The following is a 16,639-nucleotide window of genomic DNA, read 5'->3' as shown; positions in this document are numbered from 1 at the left end:
CCTCTGAATACAGAACGGCAAGCAGAGCTGCCCCCTGAGGTGGTGCGCACCAAGTATTTCGCCATGCCTCCCATGACAGTTCAGGAGGCGCTGCACCAGTTGGAGCTGGTGGATCATGATTTTTACGTGTTCCGCAACATCGAAAACGGCGAGATCAACGTCATCTATGTCCGCAAGCACGGCGGCTACGGGCTGATCCGCCCCCATCCCTAGAGGAGACCCTGCGGGCTTTCTTGTTTGCCTTAGGTCTCAGGGGCAGCGCCTGCTGGATCAGGTGGATGAGCTGCTTGAGATGGTGATGCAGCAGGAGATCCTGCCAGTTGCGAGGCGAGACCGATCCTTGGCTTGGCCAGCCCTAGGCAGCTTTGCCCTCCTCTTTAATTCCCGCCTTCTTCCAATCGTAAAAGCTGCCCTCACCCCCAGCCCCTCTCCCACAAGGGAGAGGGGAAAGTCAGGGATCGGCCAACTAGATGTTGGGGAGCCGTTTGCACCGTGGCTCCCCGACCAAGAGGGCCTCGAAGAAAAGAGAAGGGAGAGGGCTCTATTCTTCAGCGGCGGAGAGGCTCCCCAACGGCCAGCACCTGCTGCAGGAACTGATCCTGGTGCTGGCGCAAGACGCCCAGATCCGGGCCGTGGTTGAGTAAGACGAAACGGGTGCCATCCGGAAGCTGCCCCACCATCATCAGTCGGTTGGCGGCAGAGCCCACCTGGGCGATCGTGCCCGGGGGCAGAGCGCGGAGCTGCAAAGGGCTGTGGCCGACCCCGGCCACTGGCAGGACACGCCTGGGATCCCCGTCTGTGGCCTCAAGCAGATGTTCCCACAGATGGGCCAGGGCGCGGGGGGAGAGGTATAGCTCTTGCCCGCCTGGGCCAAGGCGAATTTCCAACTGGGCAGGGGCCAGTTTGGGATCCAGATGGGCAACCGGCTGAGCTACCAACCGCTGCTGCAGGTACTCCAGCAGGGCTGTTCTGCCTGCCAGCTCCGCCAACAGGGCTTCTGCCATGGCCCGATCGTTGCCGCCGTTGAGGATTTGTAGCAGGGATCCCAGGCGCAGCGAGGTGTAGCCGGCCAGGGAATGGATCTCCTCCGGCAGCTCCCTTAACGTTGACCCGGAGCCGCCGAGGGTCACAGGATAGGGCCCCTGGGGATCTCGGAGGAGCTCGGCAAGCCGGCGGGCGCTGGCCAGAGAGTCAGGCTGACCCAGCAAGCGGAAGGGGGGCACCACCTTCACCTCGCCGTCGATCTGGCGAATGCCGAGGTTGTGCAGGTGGCGGGCCAGCTCGGCCACATTGGCCTCCCGGAAATAGGGATCCCCGCCGCCCACCACGACCAAGTCTCCCGTCAAGCGCTGGCCGGAGCGGTGGCTGGTGGTGTAGAAGCGAGTTTGGAAGCGATACTCATAGCCCCACTTTTCCAGCGCCATCAGGCTGAGGGCCAATTGATCCAAAGCCCCCACCGGCAAAGGCCGATCCAGCAGGTGCTCCGCCAAGAGCTCGCCTTCGGCTGTCCAAAGCAGGATCCCCTGTTGAGAGAGCGCTCCCCCTTGGGCCGCCAATCCCTGCAAAAAACCGGACAAGGCCACGGCGTAGGGGGAATCCTGCCACTGCGACGATTGCCCACGGGGCCACCAGGGGGGAAGGCCGGGCGTGCCACTGGGGGAAGGCAGCGGCGGCGGCGGGGTGGGGATGGGGGGGAAGGGGTTTTGCGCCGCTGCTGTAACCTCAGCCTGGACACCCTGAGAGGGGGTTTCGGCACTGCTGCGGTTGTTCCAGCAGGCCCCCAGGGCCAGAGAACAAACCAACGGGATCCCTGCCCAGAGGAAACGGCGCTGGGAGCTCAACCCCTGTAGGATAGACAACATGCTGACCTCCCAAAAGACATTGGCAAAGAGAACGAGCTGGCAAAACTTGAAGCTACTCTAGTGCCATCTCAATGGCTCTGGCAAATTTTCCCCTTGCCCACTGCCCCTCTTTTGCCGAGGCGACCCCAGATGGGCAAATCGGCATTTTCTTCCTTCACACAGAAGAGCGGGATCCCTGTCACGCCAAGCTTAATTTGGGTCCTAGCTGATGCTAATTGGCGGGAGATTCGCCCCTCGCCCAACCCTCCACTGTAACTTTTGTTGTAAAGCCTGTAACGCTTTTGTAACGGATGATGAGCTGCTTTTGGCCGCTCTTTATAGAAGGTTAGAATGGAAGAATTTAAGCTCTAAGCATTCTCAGCCACCCATGGGGAACCCTCAGCGATGGCTCAGTTGGAGAAACAAGCCTTCCTGGAGCGATGGCGCGAGATTCTGGCCCCTTATTCCCTGGGCTATCGCCTTCGGCTGTTGTCGCAATTGGTGCGGCGGAAATTTCAGGCCTACCTGGAGCCCTTCGGCCTGACCGCTTCCCACTGGGTGGTGCTTTGCTGCCTCTGGGAAGAAGACGGGATCCCCACCTCCACTATCTGCGAGCGCCTGCAGCAGTTGGGGGGTACCATGACCGGTGTCTTGGACGGCATGGAGAAACGGGAGCTGATCCGGCGGCAGCGGGATCCCAAGGATCGGCGGATCTGGCGGGTTTACCTCACCCCTGCCGGAGAGAAGTTGAAAGAAATTTTGCCCCCTCTCATTTGGGAGTTGCGGGAGCAGACCTACGGCTGTCTCAGCTTAGAAGAACGGGCAACCCTGTCGCGGCTGGTGGATCGGCTGATTGCCCACTTGTCGGAGGAGTCGGAGGCCGCGGTGGTGGCAGAGCCGCACCATCGCTTGTCCTATTGACACTCCCACCCAGGGGATTCTTACGCAGCCCAAAATGGACTCGTAAAGGCGCTGTCAAGACGCCCCTAGACAGTCCTTTGAGGCATAACCTCAAAGTTCTGCTTACTTCGGACTGAAGTTCCTCCAGGTTAGTTATTGCCGCATCTATGGGTTGACGGTTGAGCTGATGGGGATCCCTGCTGTGTTGCTCCTAGACTGTTCTCCCTTAAGTCTTTCCTCGGCTGAGGCGCGGGAGAAATTGCTGTATTTGCTGGCCCAACTGGCCTACCGCGAGGGATCCTTTACCCTCACGTCTGGGCAGCAAAGCACTTACTACATCAACTGCAAGCCGGTTACCCTCCACCCCCAGGGAGCCTACCTGGTGGGATCCCTGCTGCATCGGCTACTGCCCCCTGAGACCGAGGCAGTTGCCGGCATGACCTTGGGGGCGGATCCCTTGGTCACAGCGGTGAGTTTGGCCTCTCTGCAGGCTGAGCCGGCCAACCTGGCGGCCCTGATTGTCCGCAAAGAGCCTAAGGGACATGGCACCCAGGCCTGGATCGAGGGGCCGGAGTTGCCGGCGGGCAGCCGGGTTTGGATCTTGGAGGATGTGGTGACCACCGGCGGCTCGGCTCTCAAGGCTGTCGAGCGGGTGCGGGCAGCGGGCTATCGGGCAGAAGGAATCCTGGCTTTGGTGGATCGACTGGAAGGGGCAGAGGCCCGTTACCGCGAAATGGGGATCCCCTTTCGCCGCCTGTTTACCCTTGAAGAGGTGCGTGCCTGCCATCAGAGTCTCCGCCAGGGCTTGGTGGGCTGGCCGGTTTTGGGAGGTGAGGGGGGTTCCCAAGCCTGCTCTTGAGAGGCTCCCCATCTCTCCTCCGCTGCAAGAGCTGGCCAAGCCAAAAAGGCCGTTGGCGCTTTTGACCTTTGGTCTTGGTTTTGTCGATTGGTAGCTGTCATTGGGCTGTAGAAGTGACAGGATAGGCGGTGAAATAGGGCGAAAAGGGTTTAGCCATGCGCATGGGCAGACTCAGTGGCATCCTCTTGCACCCCACCTCGCTACCGGGGCCATTTGGCATCGGCGATCTGGGGCCGGCTGCCTACCGGTTTGTGGATTTTCTGGTGGAAAGCGGCCAGCGCCTCTGGCAGGTGCTGCCCCTTGGCCCCACCGGCTGGGGCAACTCCCCCTACATGAGCTTTTCTGCCATTGCCGGCAACCCACTGCTGATTAGCCCGGAGCTGCTGGTGAAAGCCGGCTGGCTGGAACCCAACGGCTGGCAGGATCTGCCCCAATGGCCAGCCATCCAGGCGGGGAATGCTGAGCGGGTGGACTACGAAACCGTGATCCCCTTCAAGCTGGGCTTGTTGCGCCGCGCCTGGGCCACCTTCAAAGACAAGGCCACCGCCGCCGACTGGGAAGCCTTTCAAGCTTACTGTGCTGCCGAGGCCGATTGGCTGCCGGACTACGCCCTGTTCATGGCCCTCAAAGAGGTGTATGGCGACCAGGAATGGACCCAATGGGATCCAGCCTTGGCACAACGGGATCCCCTGGCTTTGCAAGAGGCCCGTGACCGCCATGCCGATGCCATCACCCGGCAGATGTTTTGGCAGTATCTATTTGCCCAACAGTGGGGATCCCTAAGAGAGTACGCCCACCGGCATCAAGTGCAGCTCATCGGGGACATACCCATCTATGTCGCCCCCAACAGCGCCGATGTGTGGGCCAACCGGGAGCTGTTTCACCTGGATGAACAAGGACGGCCCTTGCAGGTAGCCGGCGTGCCCCCCGACTATTTCAGCCCCACCGGGCAGCGCTGGGGCAACCCCCTCTACAACTGGGAGGTGCTCAAGGCCCGCGGCTACGACTGGTGGATCCGGCGCATCCAGGCCATTCTCAAGCAGGTGGATTGCGTCCGCATCGACCACTTCCGCGGCTTCGAGAGCTACTGGGCCATCCCCGGCGCTGCGGAAACAGCGGTAGAAGGCGAGTGGCAAAAAGGGCCGGGGGCCGACTTCTTTCAGGCGCTGGCCGACAAGCTGGGAAAAATCCCGGTGATCGCCGAAGATCTGGGAGACATTACGCCGGAGGTGTTGCAACTGCGGGATCAATTTGGCCTGCCCGGCATGAAGGTGCTGCTCTTTGCCTTTGGCTCGGGGCCCGATAACCCCTATCTGCCTCACAGCTACGAGCGCAACTTCGTCGTCTACACCGGCACCCACGACAACAACACCGTGGTGGGCTGGTTTCATGACCCAGAACGCCCGGAGTGGGAAAAGCAAAACCTGTTGCGCTACCTGGGCTGCCAGGGATCCGACGGCATCCACTGGGATCTGATTCGCCTGGCCCTGGCTTCCGTGGCCGACCTGGCCATCATTCCCCTGCAAGATGTGATGGGCCTGGGGGCAGAGGCGCGCATGAACTTCCCCGGCAGGGCCGAGAACAACTGGGCCTGGCGCTACCGCGAGGAGATGCTGCGGCCGGAGCTGGCCCAGCGGCTGGCGGAGCTGAGCGTCACCTACGGGCGCATCTCTCCGCAAGAGTTGGAGCAACGGCGGGCAGCCCTGGCCCAAGAGCGGGCGGCTGGGTTCCCTGAAAGATTTTGAACCTCTTTTCTCAACGCCGTTCTTCGCTTGCCTCAGCAGAGACCTGTTCTCAAAGCCGCCAACAGCAGCAATTTGCCGGCACCAGGGATCCCAGCCAGATTCCAAACAAGAAGCCGGATCTCTAGTCCAGCGCTCGTGCCTGGGCCAGGAACTCCGCCACCGTCAGGGATCCCAGGTCTTGGCCGTGGCGCTGCCGCACGCTCACTGTGCCAGTTGCCTGCTCTTTTTCCCCCACAATCAGCATGAAGGGAACCTTGGCCTTCTCGGCGTTGCGGATCTTTTTGGGCAGGCGGTCGCTGTCGGCATCGATGTGGACGCGGATCCCCTGTTCTCGCAACTGATCCCGCACCTGGGTGGCATAGCCCAGGTATTGGTCGGAAACGGGCAAGATGCGCACCTGTTCCGGCGCCAGCCAGAAGGGAAAATCCCCCGCGTATTCCTCGATGAGGATGCCGATGAGCCGCTCCAGCGAACCAAAGGGAGCGCGGTGGATCATTACCGGCCGCTGCCGGGATCCGTCCTCGGCCACATAGTACAAGTCAAAGCGCTGCGGGTTTTGGTAGTCTACCTGCACCGTGCCCAACTGCCACTCCCGATCCAGCGCGTCGCGGAAGATAAAGTCCAGCTTCGGCCCGTAGAAAGCCGCCTCTCCGATCCCTTCAAAATGCGGCATTGAAAGCTTCTCCACCGCGCGGCGAATGGCATTCTCGGCCATATCCCACTCTTCCGGGGATCCCAGATATTTATCGGATTTGGGATCGCGGAAGCTGAGGCGGGCGCGAAAATCTTTGAGTTTGAGCTTGTCGAAAACCACCAGAATGAGATCGACAACCTTGAGAAACTCTTCTTCCAACTGATCGGGACGAACGAACAAGTGGGCGTCGTCCACCGTAAAGCCGCGAACGCGGGTCAAGCCCCCCAATTCCCCCGATTGCTCGTAGCGATAGACGGTGCCGAACTCGGCATAGCGCAGCGGCAAATCGCGGTAGGATCTCAGCTCTGATTTATAGATTTGGATGTGAAAAGGACAGTTCATCGGCTTCATGACAAAGCCCTGTTCAGCGGCGCGCGCCTCCTCGCTCTCGGCCATCATGGGAAACATGTCTTCCCGGTACTTCTGCCAGTGGCCGGAGATCTTGAACAGATCCACGCGGGCAATGTGGGGCGTCACCACCGGCAGATAGCCCCGCTTGAGCTGCTCCTGCTTGAGAAAATCCTCTAGCACCCAGCGCAGAGTAGTTCCTTTGGGGGTCCAAAGGGGCAGGCCCGGCCCCACTTCATCGGCAAATATGAATAGGCCCAGCTCCTTGCCCAGCTTACGGTGATCCCGCCGCTTGGCCTCTTCCAGCCGCCGCTTGTATTCCTTGAGCTCCTCCGGCGTCTCCCAGGCGGTGCCGTAGATGCGCTGGAGCTGCGGCTTGGTCTCGTCCCCCCGCCAATAGGCGCCGGCCACGCTGAGCAGGTCAAAAGCTTTGGGGTTGATCTCCTTCGTGTTTTCCACGTGGGGGCCGGCACAGAGATCCCACCACTCATCCCCCAGATGGTAGATGGTGATCGGCTCGCCTTCGGGAATGCTATCTAAAATCTCCAGCTTGTAAGGTTCGCCGAGGGCCTCGATGCGGCGCCTGGCCTCCTCCCGGCTCACCTCCTCGCGGATCACCGGCAAGCCTTTCTTGATGATCGCCTGCATCTCTTTTTTGATGCGCTCCAGATCTTCCGGCGTGAAGGGCTCGGGATGGTCAAAGTCGTAGTAAAAGCCATAGTCGGTCGTCGGGCCGATGGTTACCTGGGCCTTGGGAAACAGCCTTTGCACCGCCATCGCCAGGACGTGAGAGGTGGTGTGGCGGATGCGCTCCAGCTTGGGAGATTCGTGGGTACGCAGCAGCTTGAGGGGGCTGTTGGCCTGTTGAGGGGATGCGGCTGGTTGAGACATCGGAACCCGCTTGGCGACAAAAATGACTCTGCAGTGCTTTTATCTTAGTCTGAGGCCAGAACAGCCGGGATCCCCAACGGGGACAACTCTCTGTTTAAGAAAGACCGTCGCCTTTAAACCCACAGCTCGGCCAAGAAAAAGGGGGGAAAGCACACAGTATTCTAGAAGTGTCGCAAAGTGTCGCAACCTCTGAATTCATTCATGGTCTCTTCGCTCGCCAACTTTGCCGAACGCTCTGCCGCCGCCTCTGAACCGAAACCGGCCCCCCTTTCTGAGTCTGGAGTTGCTCCGGTCATAGCCGCCATCGATGTGGGCAGCAACTCCCTGCACATGGTGGTGGTGCGCATTAACCCCAATATCCCCAGCTTCACCATCATCTCCCGCGAAAAAGCCACCGTCCGGCTGGGGGAATTCTGCAGCCAGACGGGCGCCCTTACCCCTGCTGCCATGGAACGGGCCCGGACGGCTCTGGAGCGGTTTTGCCGCATTGCCGAGAGCTTTCAGGTGCAGGATATCGTTGCCGTGGCCACCAGCGCTGTGCGCGAGGCCCCCAATGGGCCGGAGTTCTTGAAGCGGATCGAGCAGGAGCTGGGCCTGCGCATCGAGCTGATCTCCGGCCAGGAGGAGGCCCGCCGCATCTACCTGGGGGTGCTCTCGGCCATGGAGTTCCACAATCGGCTGCACGCGGTGGTGGATATCGGCGGTGGCTCGACCGAGCTGATTCTGGGCAACGGCCAAGAGCCGGAGTTTCTACGCAGCATCAAGGTGGGGGCGGTGCGCCTGACCCAAGCTTTTTTGCACCACGATCCGCCCACCTCCGCCGAGCTGCAGGCGCTGCGGCAACATGTCCGCGGCATGCTGGAAGCTCCCATTGAGCAGATGCGGCGCATCGTCGAAGCCTCCCAACAGCCGGGATCCCTGACCTTGGTGGGCACCTCCGGCACCATCGAGTGCTTGGCCCAGTTGGATGCCCGCCGTCGGCTGGGCGCTGCCCCCACTCGCCTGCAGGGGTATGAGTTCAGCCTGGAAGCCCTGCGGGCCTATGTCAAAGAGCTGCGCTCCCTCACCGTGGCCGAACGGCAAAAACTGCCCGGCTTTGGGGAAAGACGCGGGGAGATCATCCTGGCTGGGGCCGTCATCTTGGAGGAGGTGATGACCCTGCTGGGGGTGGAGCGGATCCAGTTTTGCGAACGGGCCCTGCGGGAAGGGCTGATCGTGGATTGGATGATCGGCCAGGGGCTCATTGAAGATCGGCTGCGCTACCACAGCTCGGTGCGGCGGCGTAGCGTCCTCAAGTTGGCAGAAAAATACCAAGTCGAGATCCCCTATGCCGAGCGGGTGGCAGAATTTGCCCTCAGCCTTTTCGATCAAACCCGTGGCATCTTGCACTCCTGGGGCTCCCGCGAGCGAGCTCTTCTCTGGGCGGCCGCCATGCTGCACAACTGCGGCCACTTCATCAGCCATGCCGCCCACCACAAGCACTCCTACTACCTGATCCGCCACGGGGAGCTGTTGGGCTTCAACGAGGAAGAGATAGAGGTGATCGCCAACCTGGCCCGCTACCACCGCAAGTCGCCCCCCAAGAAGAAGCACGAGAACTTTCAACGCCTCAGCAACGAGCGGGATCGCCAAGTTGTCCTCGAGCTCAGCCCCCTGCTGCGCATAGCCTGTGCTCTGGATCGCCGCCGCCTGCAGGCCATCCAAGCTCTCCACTGCCGTTTTCAGCTTCTGGGAGAAGGCCCCCGCTGCATGGAGCTGATTTTGGATCCCAGGCACCCCAACGACGACTGTGCCCTGGAGCTGTGGAGCTTGAACGAGAAGAAAAAGGTCTTCGAGCAACAGTTCAAGCTGCAGGTGATTCCCAAATTATCCACCCAGATCCAGCGCAGCGCGGATCCCTTTGAGGCAGCCGTCTAGCCAAGGGGCGTATAGTCGTTTCAAACAAGACGAAGACACTTTGCCGCCAACCCCCTCTACCCTCACCCCCGGCCCCTCTCCCAAAGGGAGAGGGGAGTTGGGGATAGTGCTCCGCACGGCCGGCGCGTCCGCGACAGCGTTGCGTAGCAATAACGACGCAGAGAAACGTTTCATTGCCATTTGAGATGGCTGTAACTACCAAGCTGCCGGTGAACGCCAATAGCTGGGCAAGCGGATCGTATTCCTTTAGCTACCGTTTGCACCAGCGGGATAAAGTTCTCGCGAGGCTGCACGGCAAGTTTTGCTCAGGGAGCGATGGTAATGGGCGAGGGGCTGGTTTGGGTGGCTCTTTGGCCGCCCCGCTCCAGGATCACCTCAACGAGGCCGTTGTTGACCGGCTGCATGTTGAAGGGCAGTTGCTGCTGGGTTTCGTAGAGGCCGGGCGCCACCTCCCGCATCTCCACCTCCGGCGTCACCCCGACGATGCGAAAAGCTGCCCGCCCCCCCGGATCCCCTCGCATCGTAACTTTGAGGATCTCGCCCATGCGCAGGTTGGTGCTGTTGGTGGTGACATTGAAAATCCGGGGCAGCCCAGCAGCGACAGGTGCGGAGACCGGCTGGATGGTGGAGCGGGTTCCCTTAGATCCATCGATTGCAAAAGGGAAGATCTCCCGGTGTTCCTGGCTGAGGCCATCCTTAGTGAGCACAATTCGCAAAACGGGGTTGCTGGCTTGGTGGGTGGGGGCCACCACGTAGGTGCCCTCGTAGTGGTGGGGTCGCACCTCCCGCATCGGCTGGTTCAGGGCCAAATTCCCCAAATCAAACTGGGCGATCCCCCCCGAGTCCCCCCAGATGGCAATGGTGAGAATATCCCCTTCCACCAGGTCGCGCTGGGGATCCAAGCGAATCGCCTCAATACGCGGATAGCGGTTGCCGACTGGAGCCAGAGGAGCAGGCTCAGGGGTGGCCGGTTGTGGCAGAGGGGATGGGGGCGGAAACACCGATTCCACCGGCGGGGGAGCGACATTGCCCAGGGCCAGTTGAGGGAGCCGCCGCTGAACGCGGGTCTCCCGTCCGTTGAGGCTCAGTTGGATACGAATATCGGGACTGAGGGCGCTGTCCTGAGGGCCAAGGGTGTAAACGGCGCGGTAATAGCCGGGCTGCACCTCCTGCATGGGCAAGCCCTGCACCAAGCTGCCGATATCCACGGTGGCCCTGCCGTTGGGAGTGGCCTGGGCCTCAACAGTCAGAGTTCCCCCTGGCGGCACCACTCCCGACTCAGGGGTAATCCGCGTTTGCAAGATTTCGGGTTGGACAGTCTTGGCCACCGGAGCAGGAGAGGGACGCAACTGCGCCACCGGAGCTGGCAAAGGCGGAAGCTGACCGCGATACACCAGCGCCTGGTGCAACAGCACCGCCCCCTCGGCTCGGCTGAGCACCCGATTGGGCCGCAGCCGGGCCGGATCCGGCACATTCACCAATAGCCCTGCTTCCCCTGCCATCGCCACAAAAGCCCGCCCCACCTCCGGCACCTCGGCAGCATCGGTGTACAGAGCCATCCAGCGCTCAATATCGTCCTGGTTGGGAGCAGGCAATTGCAGGGCCCGCACCAAAATAGCCAGGGCTTCCAGGTGGGTGAGATCTCCTTGCGGGCGAAACTCGTTGCCCTCGTACAGGCGCATCGCTCCCGCCTGCAGCACCGCTTGGGCCGTCCAATAGTCGGGGGTATTGGGCTCGAGATCCCGAATCTCTTGTACCTGGTTGGGGTTGGGGACGTAGCCGAAAAACTCCGTTAGCCACTGGGCCAATTCCAGACGAGTCAAGGTCGCCGACAGCGGCTCCTGGGTAAGCACCAGGTCCGTCTGGCGCTCCAGCGCTGCCACGTAGGCATCGGCCCAGGCCAGCGAGGCTTGCTGCTCGACCCCTTGCGACCAGGCCGGCAAGCTGAGGCTTGACCAGCCTAGCGTCCAACATAGGCCCAAGGCTAGGGGCCACGAGCACCGCATAGCTGTTACTCCTGTTCCGTTGACATCCCCTCAGAGCCAGCTTATCTCAAAGTTCCGCCGTGTCCTCAAGCCCTCGATGTCAGTCGCGATTGCGCCCTTTGGCAGTGGGATCCCCTACCCCAGGCGTTCCGGCTCACGCTGCCCTAGAGTTGAACTCAGAGGCTGTTAGGAGATCTTACCTATGCAAGGATGGGGCCTCGCTTGGCGGCAAACAGCTTGAGCAATTGTCTTGTAACTTGTAGCTGTGCATGCAACTCCTTATCATTGTGTTATAGACTCAAAGAGCCCTTTTGCCCCTAGTGCAGGGAGGAGTTTCATGGCTGGCAACACTGGAGAGCGACCTTTTGTCGATATTATTACCAGCGTCCGCTACTGGGTTATTCATGCCCTGACCATTCCCGCTTTGTTTTTGGCGGGTTGGCTTTTTGTCAGCACCGGCTTGGCTTATGATATCTTTGGCACCCCGCGCCCCAATGAGTATTTCACCGCAGAGCGGCAGGAGTTACCGATTGTCAGCGACCGCTTCAACGCTCTTGAGCAACTGGAAAAGTTAACTCGCTAGGAAAGAGCAGGGCCAGGCTGGCAACTCTTTAGTTGTTGCGATTTGTAAATCTATTTTGCGTTCCAAGATGCAGGATCTGGACTATGGCGACCAAATCTGTTAACAAACCTGACGAGCCTGTTTTCTACCCCGTTTTTACTGTCCGTTGGTTGGCGGTGCATACTTTGGCGATTCCAACCGTTTTCTTTTTGGGAGCTATTGCCGCAATGCAGTTTATTCAACGGTGAACCCCATGGCTGATCAACCTGAGAAGAATCCCAACACCCAGCCGGTAGAGCTAAACCGCACCTCCCTATACTTGGGCTTGCTGCTGGTGTTTGTGGTGGGGCTGTTGTTTTCCAGCTACTTTCTCAACTGAGACTTCACTTGTCTCTGGTCTTAAGTTGAGAAAAAGCTGCAGGGATCAATGTAGGCTTACCTTAGCCAGCCCTTGGTTCTCTTTGCAGACTACGGGTGCAACTTTTTAGACCTATCTTTTTCTTCTGGAGGCCAGTTGCTATGACTAGTCAGGCAAGGATCCCTCTGTGGATAGTGGCTGTGGTTGTCGGTTTGGGTGTGGTCACGGTGGTTGGGCTTTTCTTCTATGGCTCCTATACCGGTCTTGGAGCGCCCGTGTAGTTTAGACAAGTAGAGGAGGGCGAGGGGCAGTAATCTAGACAGACCCCTCGCTCTGTTTCGTTTCGGGGTATGCGGGTCAGCTAGAAACCGCGGGAGCTCCCCTGTACCCCCCTATATCCCCCCGCCCAGCCCCCCTGTATCCCCCCGTATACGGGGGGACTGGGGGGCCGGGGGCCGGGCCGGTCAGTGACGGGAGGAATGCGGTCTGTTGATGTATAGTTACAGCATGCCCCAAGTCTTGACTATCAAACTGTTCGCGCTAGCGGGACGGAGTCCTTAGGTATCGGAGTCGCAAGCCGCCAAGCTGGATGCGACTCTGGACGCCTTTGTGCAGGCCTTGAACTGGGTGAATGAGAACACACCAGAGAAGATAGTCAACGCCGTCAAGCTCCAATCTCTCTGCTAGCGCGAGATTCGTACCTGCTTTGGGCTATCCTGGCACAACAGGTATGCAGACGGGTGGCAGGGTCGCGTAAGGTTGCCCGGCAACAGAACTGTCCGGTCAAGGCCTTCAAGGCAGGCTTCATGACCTACGATGCCCGCATCTTTTCCTTCCGCGAGAACGACTGGACGGTGTCGCTGACCACCGTAGAGGGTCGGGAACGCTTTGAGTTGGCCATTGGCAACTATCAACGAGAGATGCTGGCCGGCACCAATCCCAAATCGGCCACGTTGGTCAAACGCAAAGAGGGTTCTCACTACATCCAGATTGGCGTCGAGCCAGACACCCCCAAGGCGATGGGGGTGGACTTGGGGAGGAGAGATATTGCCCATACCTCAGAGGAGGACAACTGGAATGGACAGCCGTTGAACCAGGTCAGAGACCACTCCTCCCGGCTGCGGGCGTCACTTCAACGCAAAGCCAGTCAGGGCACAAGATCTAGTCGGCGCAGATGCCGCCAACTCTTGCAACGGCTGTCTGGTCAGGAGAGACGCTTGCAAACCTGGGTCAATCCCTGCATCTCCAAAGCGATTGTGTCGAGGGCGCAGGCCACCCACAGTTTTATTGCCCTGGAAGACCTGAGTGGCATTAGGGAGCGCACCAACCGACAGCCGCGCAGTTAAGATAGAGCGGCGGCGGTCGAATAGTTGGGCGTTCTATCAACTGAAGCAGTTTGTGCAGTACAAGGCGCTGCGGGCCGGGATCCAGGTTGGGGTGGTGCCGCCTGCCTACAGCTCGCAGACCTGCCACCCGTGCCTGTGGATTGGGCAACGGGAAGGGAAGCATTTTCGTTGTGTGAACTCGGTCTGTGGCTGGAAAGGGGATGCAGATTTTAACGGTGCCAACGTGATTGCATTATTGGGGGCTGCTGTAAACCAGCCCCCCTACCTCCCCCCGTATACGGGGGGTTGGGGAGCGGTCGGAGCCCGGTAGTTTACACATCTCCCGTGAAGGGGAAGGGTGGCTTTGACACTCCCACCCAGGGGATTCTTACGCAGCCCAAAGTGGACTCGCGAAGGCGCTGTCAAGACGCCTCTAGACAGTCCTTTGAGGCATAACCTCAAAGTTCTGCTTACTTCGGACTTAAGTTCCTCCAGGTTAGTTATTGCCACGCGGGTTTTGCACCGCAGTAGGTTGTTTTCCTGGAGAAGCTCTGTACTAATAACAAAGAAGCAACTAAAGTGGCTCAAGGGCTTTTCCGCCGCGTACTCAAGTACGGGGCTACCAAGCTATCCTCTTGTGTAAGAGCAACGTGGCTACAGAGAAACGTGTTGAGCCAGCACAGCAGTCAGATGTTCTCTTTCTTGAAACAGACAGCGGCGCGAGCTGCTCTGGTCAGCTTCGGCTCAATTTTGCTGGCCGAAATGGGCGATAAAACCCAGTTGGCCACCCTGCTCCTCAGCGCCCACTCGCAAAATCTTGGGGTGATCTTCTGCGGAGCTGCTGCTGCCCTAATCAGCACCAGCTTCATTGGGGTATGGGCGGGGGCTTGGGTAGCGCGAGTCATCCCCCCCCGCTGGATCAAAACCTCGGCAGGCGTGGGGTTCCTCCTGATCGGCCTATCTCTGCTCTGGGGATCCCTGCCCATAGCTGGCTGAGCAGAGGTCTTCAGGATGGCTCCGGCAAAGCATGTTACGATTAAGGACGCCTCGCACTCCACCTGAGTGCCTCACTTTATGCCGGACAACCGGTCAGGAAGACCAGCATGGCCAAAAAACGCAACCTGAAGCGGGAAAAAGCCGAGCGCAACCGCGAGTATGCCAAGCAGTTTCAGAAAAGTCGTGCTCGCAATAGCCGCCGCTTCCGTTCTGTTCCTCGGGATCAGGAGGCCAGCGCTGGCGAAGAACAGCAGCCGTGATGGCAAGTTCGTCGAGAGGCTCTGTTGACCAACACCCTGACCGGAGCTAGCCCAGCAAAGCTGCTATTGTAGGCAGGGGTGGGCTGGAGCGGATAGCCATGAAGTACCGACGTATTCTGCTGAAGCTGAGCGGTGAAGCCCTGATGGGGGAACGTCCCTACGGGATTGACCCCGAGGTCTTGCAGTCCATTGCCAGTGAAGTAGCCTCGGTGGTGCGGGCGGGCGTGCAGGTGGCGATCGTGGTGGGAGGGGGCAATATCTGGCGCGGGCGCAAGGAAGCGGCTGCCCAGGGGATGGATCAAGCTTCTGCTGACTACGTGGGGATGTTGGCCACCGTCATCAACGCCTTAACCTTGCAAGATGCCATCGAGCGGGCCGGGATCCCGACGCGGGTGCAGACGGCCATTGCCATGCAGGAGGTGGCAGAGCCTTACATTCGTCGCCGCGCCATTCGTCACCTGGAAAAAGGGCGGGTGGTGATCTTTGGGGCAGGCTCTGGAAATCCCTTCTTCACCACCGACACGACTGCGGCCTTGCGGGCGGCGGAGATCGATGCCGAGGTGATCTTCAAAGCCACCAAGGTGGACGGGGTTTATGACGCGGATCCCAAGACCCATCCTCAGGCCCGCCGCTACGATGTCCTCAGCTACCAGGATGTGCTTACCCGCGATCTGCGGGTGATGGACAGCACTGCCATCGCCCTCTGCAAAGAAAATCAACTACCCATCGTGGTTTTCGACTTGACCACTCCCGGCAACATCTACCGGGTGGTGCAAGGGGAGCCCATCGGCACTTGGATTGGACAAACAACTCCCAAGAGCAATGGGATCCCTGCCCGCCTGGCCCAGGAGAGCGGATCCTAAGTGGGATAGGCCGAGGCTACACTGGGGGTGGCCCTAACTGACCGGTGACGGCCTGAAGATCTCTTCTGGCCACGCTAACCTGGCCAGAGGATGTGCTGTCGCGATGTGGAGGGGAAGGCGATGACCGATCACCGCGATCCCGCCTCGCCCGAAGGCCTGATCGCCCAAAGTGCTCCGCCCCGCTGCCGCCAACGCTGGGGTCGCCGTCTAGTGCAAGGCTTAGCTTTCCTGGTGGCCTTGGCCGTTGGATTTGGCTACTGGCGCTGGCAGACCTGGCTTCAGCCGCTGGGTGGCCCAGAGCCAATCCAGGTGGTGATCCAGCCGGGCAGCAGCAGCCGTTTAATCGGGAAACAACTGCACCAAGCGGGGGTGATCCGCTCTGCCTTGGCCTGGGAGCTGTGGAGCCGCACCTTTGGACGCGACTGGCTGTTTCAGGCAGGTACCTACGCTTTGGATCCCAACCAAGACATGCTATCCGTAGCCCGACAACTGCGGCAGGGCCGGATTCTGCAGCGGCGGCTGACCATCCCGGAGGGCTGGCGGATCGAGCAGATGGCGGCGGCCTTGGCGGAGCGCAACTGGTTGGCAGCCGATGTTTTCATCGCCACGGCCCGCGTGATCCCTCCCCTCGATTGGCTGCCCCCCAGCTTGAACTCCCTGGAAGGCTACCTCTTCCCCGACACCTATCTTTTTCCTGTCGAACAGGTGGAGGGATCCCTGCCGGATCAGCAAAAAGCCGAGATTGTCATCAACGCCATGCTGCAGCGGTTTGCCGCCGTGGCCCTACCCCTGTTTCGCCAGCACACTACTTCCCTCTCCTTGCATGAGTGGGTTACCTTGGCCAGCATTGTGGAGCGGGAGGCCGCCGTGCCGGAGGAGCGTGCCTTAATCGCGGGCGTCTTTTTGAACCGGCTCAAAAAGGGAATGCCCTTGGGAGCCGATCCGACGGTGGAATATGCCCTGAACATCCAGCAGACGCCAGATCGCCGCCTCACCCTTGCCGAGGTGCGTACCCCCTCCCCCTACAACACCTACCTCACCCCCGGCTTGCCCCCTGGCCCCATCGCCAGTCCGGGCTTGGCCAGCCTCAAAGCC

At 60.2% G+C, this 16,639-nt stretch carries 16 protein-coding genes and 1 pseudogene; 14 read left to right on the top strand and 3 right to left on the bottom strand.

What is annotated here, in order from left to right:
* A partial coding sequence (locus NW809_RS04455; protein ID WP_414401609.1) for a sigma 54 modulation/S30EA ribosomal C-terminal domain-containing protein occupies positions 1-213 on the top strand: 213 nt, incomplete at its 5' end.
* Positions 214-548: 335 nt separating this feature from the next.
* Here NW809_RS04455 and NW809_RS04450 read toward each other — a convergent pair.
* On the bottom strand, positions 549-1,862 hold the full coding sequence (locus NW809_RS04450) for a D-alanyl-D-alanine carboxypeptidase (RefSeq protein ID WP_414401608.1): 1,314 nt from the start codon (positions 1,860-1,862) through the stop codon (positions 549-551).
* 384 nt (positions 1,863-2,246) lie between these two features.
* On the opposite strand from NW809_RS04450, the gene NW809_RS04445 reads away from it, so the two are divergent.
* The 3 genes from NW809_RS04445 to malQ all read left to right on the top strand — a co-directional run bounded on the left by NW809_RS04445 (position 2,247) and on the right by malQ (position 5,345).
* Positions 2,247-2,762: a MarR family winged helix-turn-helix transcriptional regulator gene (locus NW809_RS04445; RefSeq protein ID WP_099812831.1), complete on the top strand. Its 516-nt coding sequence runs from the start codon at positions 2,247-2,249 to the stop codon at positions 2,760-2,762.
* A 166-nt stretch (positions 2,763-2,928) separates the two neighbouring features.
* A complete protein-coding gene (gene pyrE / locus NW809_RS04440; RefSeq protein WP_099813326.1) occupies positions 2,929-3,600 on the top strand; it encodes an orotate phosphoribosyltransferase in 672 nt (223 codons plus the stop codon).
* A 155-nt stretch (positions 3,601-3,755) separates the two neighbouring features.
* On the top strand, positions 3,756-5,345 hold the full coding sequence (gene malQ, locus NW809_RS04435; protein WP_099887349.1) for a 4-alpha-glucanotransferase: 1,590 nt from the start codon (positions 3,756-3,758) through the stop codon (positions 5,343-5,345).
* 121 nt (positions 5,346-5,466) lie between these two features.
* Here the strand turns inward: malQ and thrS are convergent, their stop codons facing one another.
* Positions 5,467-7,278 (bottom strand): threonine--tRNA ligase, encoded by a 1,812-nt coding sequence (gene thrS / locus NW809_RS04430; protein WP_099887350.1) that lies wholly within the window; start codon positions 7,276-7,278, stop codon positions 5,467-5,469.
* A gap of 201 nt (positions 7,279-7,479) precedes the next feature.
* Between thrS and NW809_RS04425 the strand changes: the two genes are divergently transcribed.
* Positions 7,480-9,195, top strand: a complete 1,716-nt coding sequence (locus tag NW809_RS04425) for an HD domain-containing protein (protein WP_414401607.1) — start codon at positions 7,480-7,482, stop codon at positions 9,193-9,195.
* A gap of 305 nt (positions 9,196-9,500) precedes the next feature.
* Here NW809_RS04425 and NW809_RS04420 read toward each other — a convergent pair whose 3' ends face one another.
* On the bottom strand, positions 9,501-11,201 hold the full coding sequence (locus NW809_RS04420; protein WP_099812837.1) for an S-layer homology domain-containing protein: 1,701 nt from the start codon (positions 11,199-11,201) through the stop codon (positions 9,501-9,503).
* A 316-nt stretch (positions 11,202-11,517) separates the two neighbouring features.
* Here NW809_RS04420 and psbE point away from each other — a divergent pair, with 316 nt between their 5' ends.
* The 9 genes and pseudogenes from psbE to mltG all read left to right on the top strand — a co-directional run.
* Complete coding sequence (gene psbE / locus NW809_RS04415; protein WP_011431225.1) at positions 11,518-11,763, top strand: cytochrome b559 subunit alpha; 246 nt, start codon at positions 11,518-11,520, stop codon at positions 11,761-11,763.
* Between the two features lie 83 nt (positions 11,764-11,846).
* Complete coding sequence (gene psbF / locus NW809_RS04410) at positions 11,847-11,990, top strand: cytochrome b559 subunit beta (protein ID WP_011431224.1); 144 nt, start codon at positions 11,847-11,849, stop codon at positions 11,988-11,990.
* A gap of 5 nt (positions 11,991-11,995) precedes the next feature.
* The gene (locus tag NW809_RS04405) at positions 11,996-12,121 is read left to right on the top strand and encodes a photosystem II reaction center protein L (protein ID WP_011431223.1); all 126 of its coding nucleotides are present in this window, start codon (positions 11,996-11,998) and stop codon (positions 12,119-12,121) included.
* Positions 12,122-12,261: 140 nt separating this feature from the next.
* A complete protein-coding gene (locus tag NW809_RS04400) occupies positions 12,262-12,381 on the top strand; it encodes a photosystem II reaction center protein J (RefSeq protein ID WP_011431222.1) in 120 nt (39 codons plus the stop codon).
* Between the two features lie 304 nt (positions 12,382-12,685).
* A pseudogene (locus NW809_RS04395) lies at positions 12,686-13,756 on the top strand (RNA-guided endonuclease InsQ/TnpB family protein).
* 359 nt (positions 13,757-14,115) lie between these two features.
* Positions 14,116-14,421, top strand: coding sequence for a TMEM165/GDT1 family protein (locus NW809_RS04390; RefSeq protein WP_099812838.1), 306 nt, complete (start codon positions 14,116-14,118; stop codon positions 14,419-14,421).
* A gap of 107 nt (positions 14,422-14,528) precedes the next feature.
* Complete coding sequence (locus tag NW809_RS04385; protein WP_011431218.1) at positions 14,529-14,681, top strand: hypothetical protein; 153 nt, start codon at positions 14,529-14,531, stop codon at positions 14,679-14,681.
* A gap of 98 nt (positions 14,682-14,779) precedes the next feature.
* Positions 14,780-15,544, top strand: a complete 765-nt coding sequence (pyrH, locus tag NW809_RS04380) for a UMP kinase (RefSeq protein WP_011431217.1) — start codon at positions 14,780-14,782, stop codon at positions 15,542-15,544.
* 120 nt (positions 15,545-15,664) lie between these two features.
* On the top strand, positions 15,665-16,639 hold a 975-nt coding region (gene mltG / locus NW809_RS04375), incomplete at its 3' end, for an endolytic transglycosylase MltG (protein ID WP_414401606.1).

This window comes from Synechococcus sp. WC101, assembly GCF_047461555.1.
Lineage (GTDB): Bacteria > Cyanobacteriota > Cyanobacteriia > Thermostichales > Thermostichaceae > Thermostichus.
The sequence above is the reverse complement of the archived record's forward strand: the minus strand, read 5'-3'. Positions and strand labels throughout refer to the sequence as shown.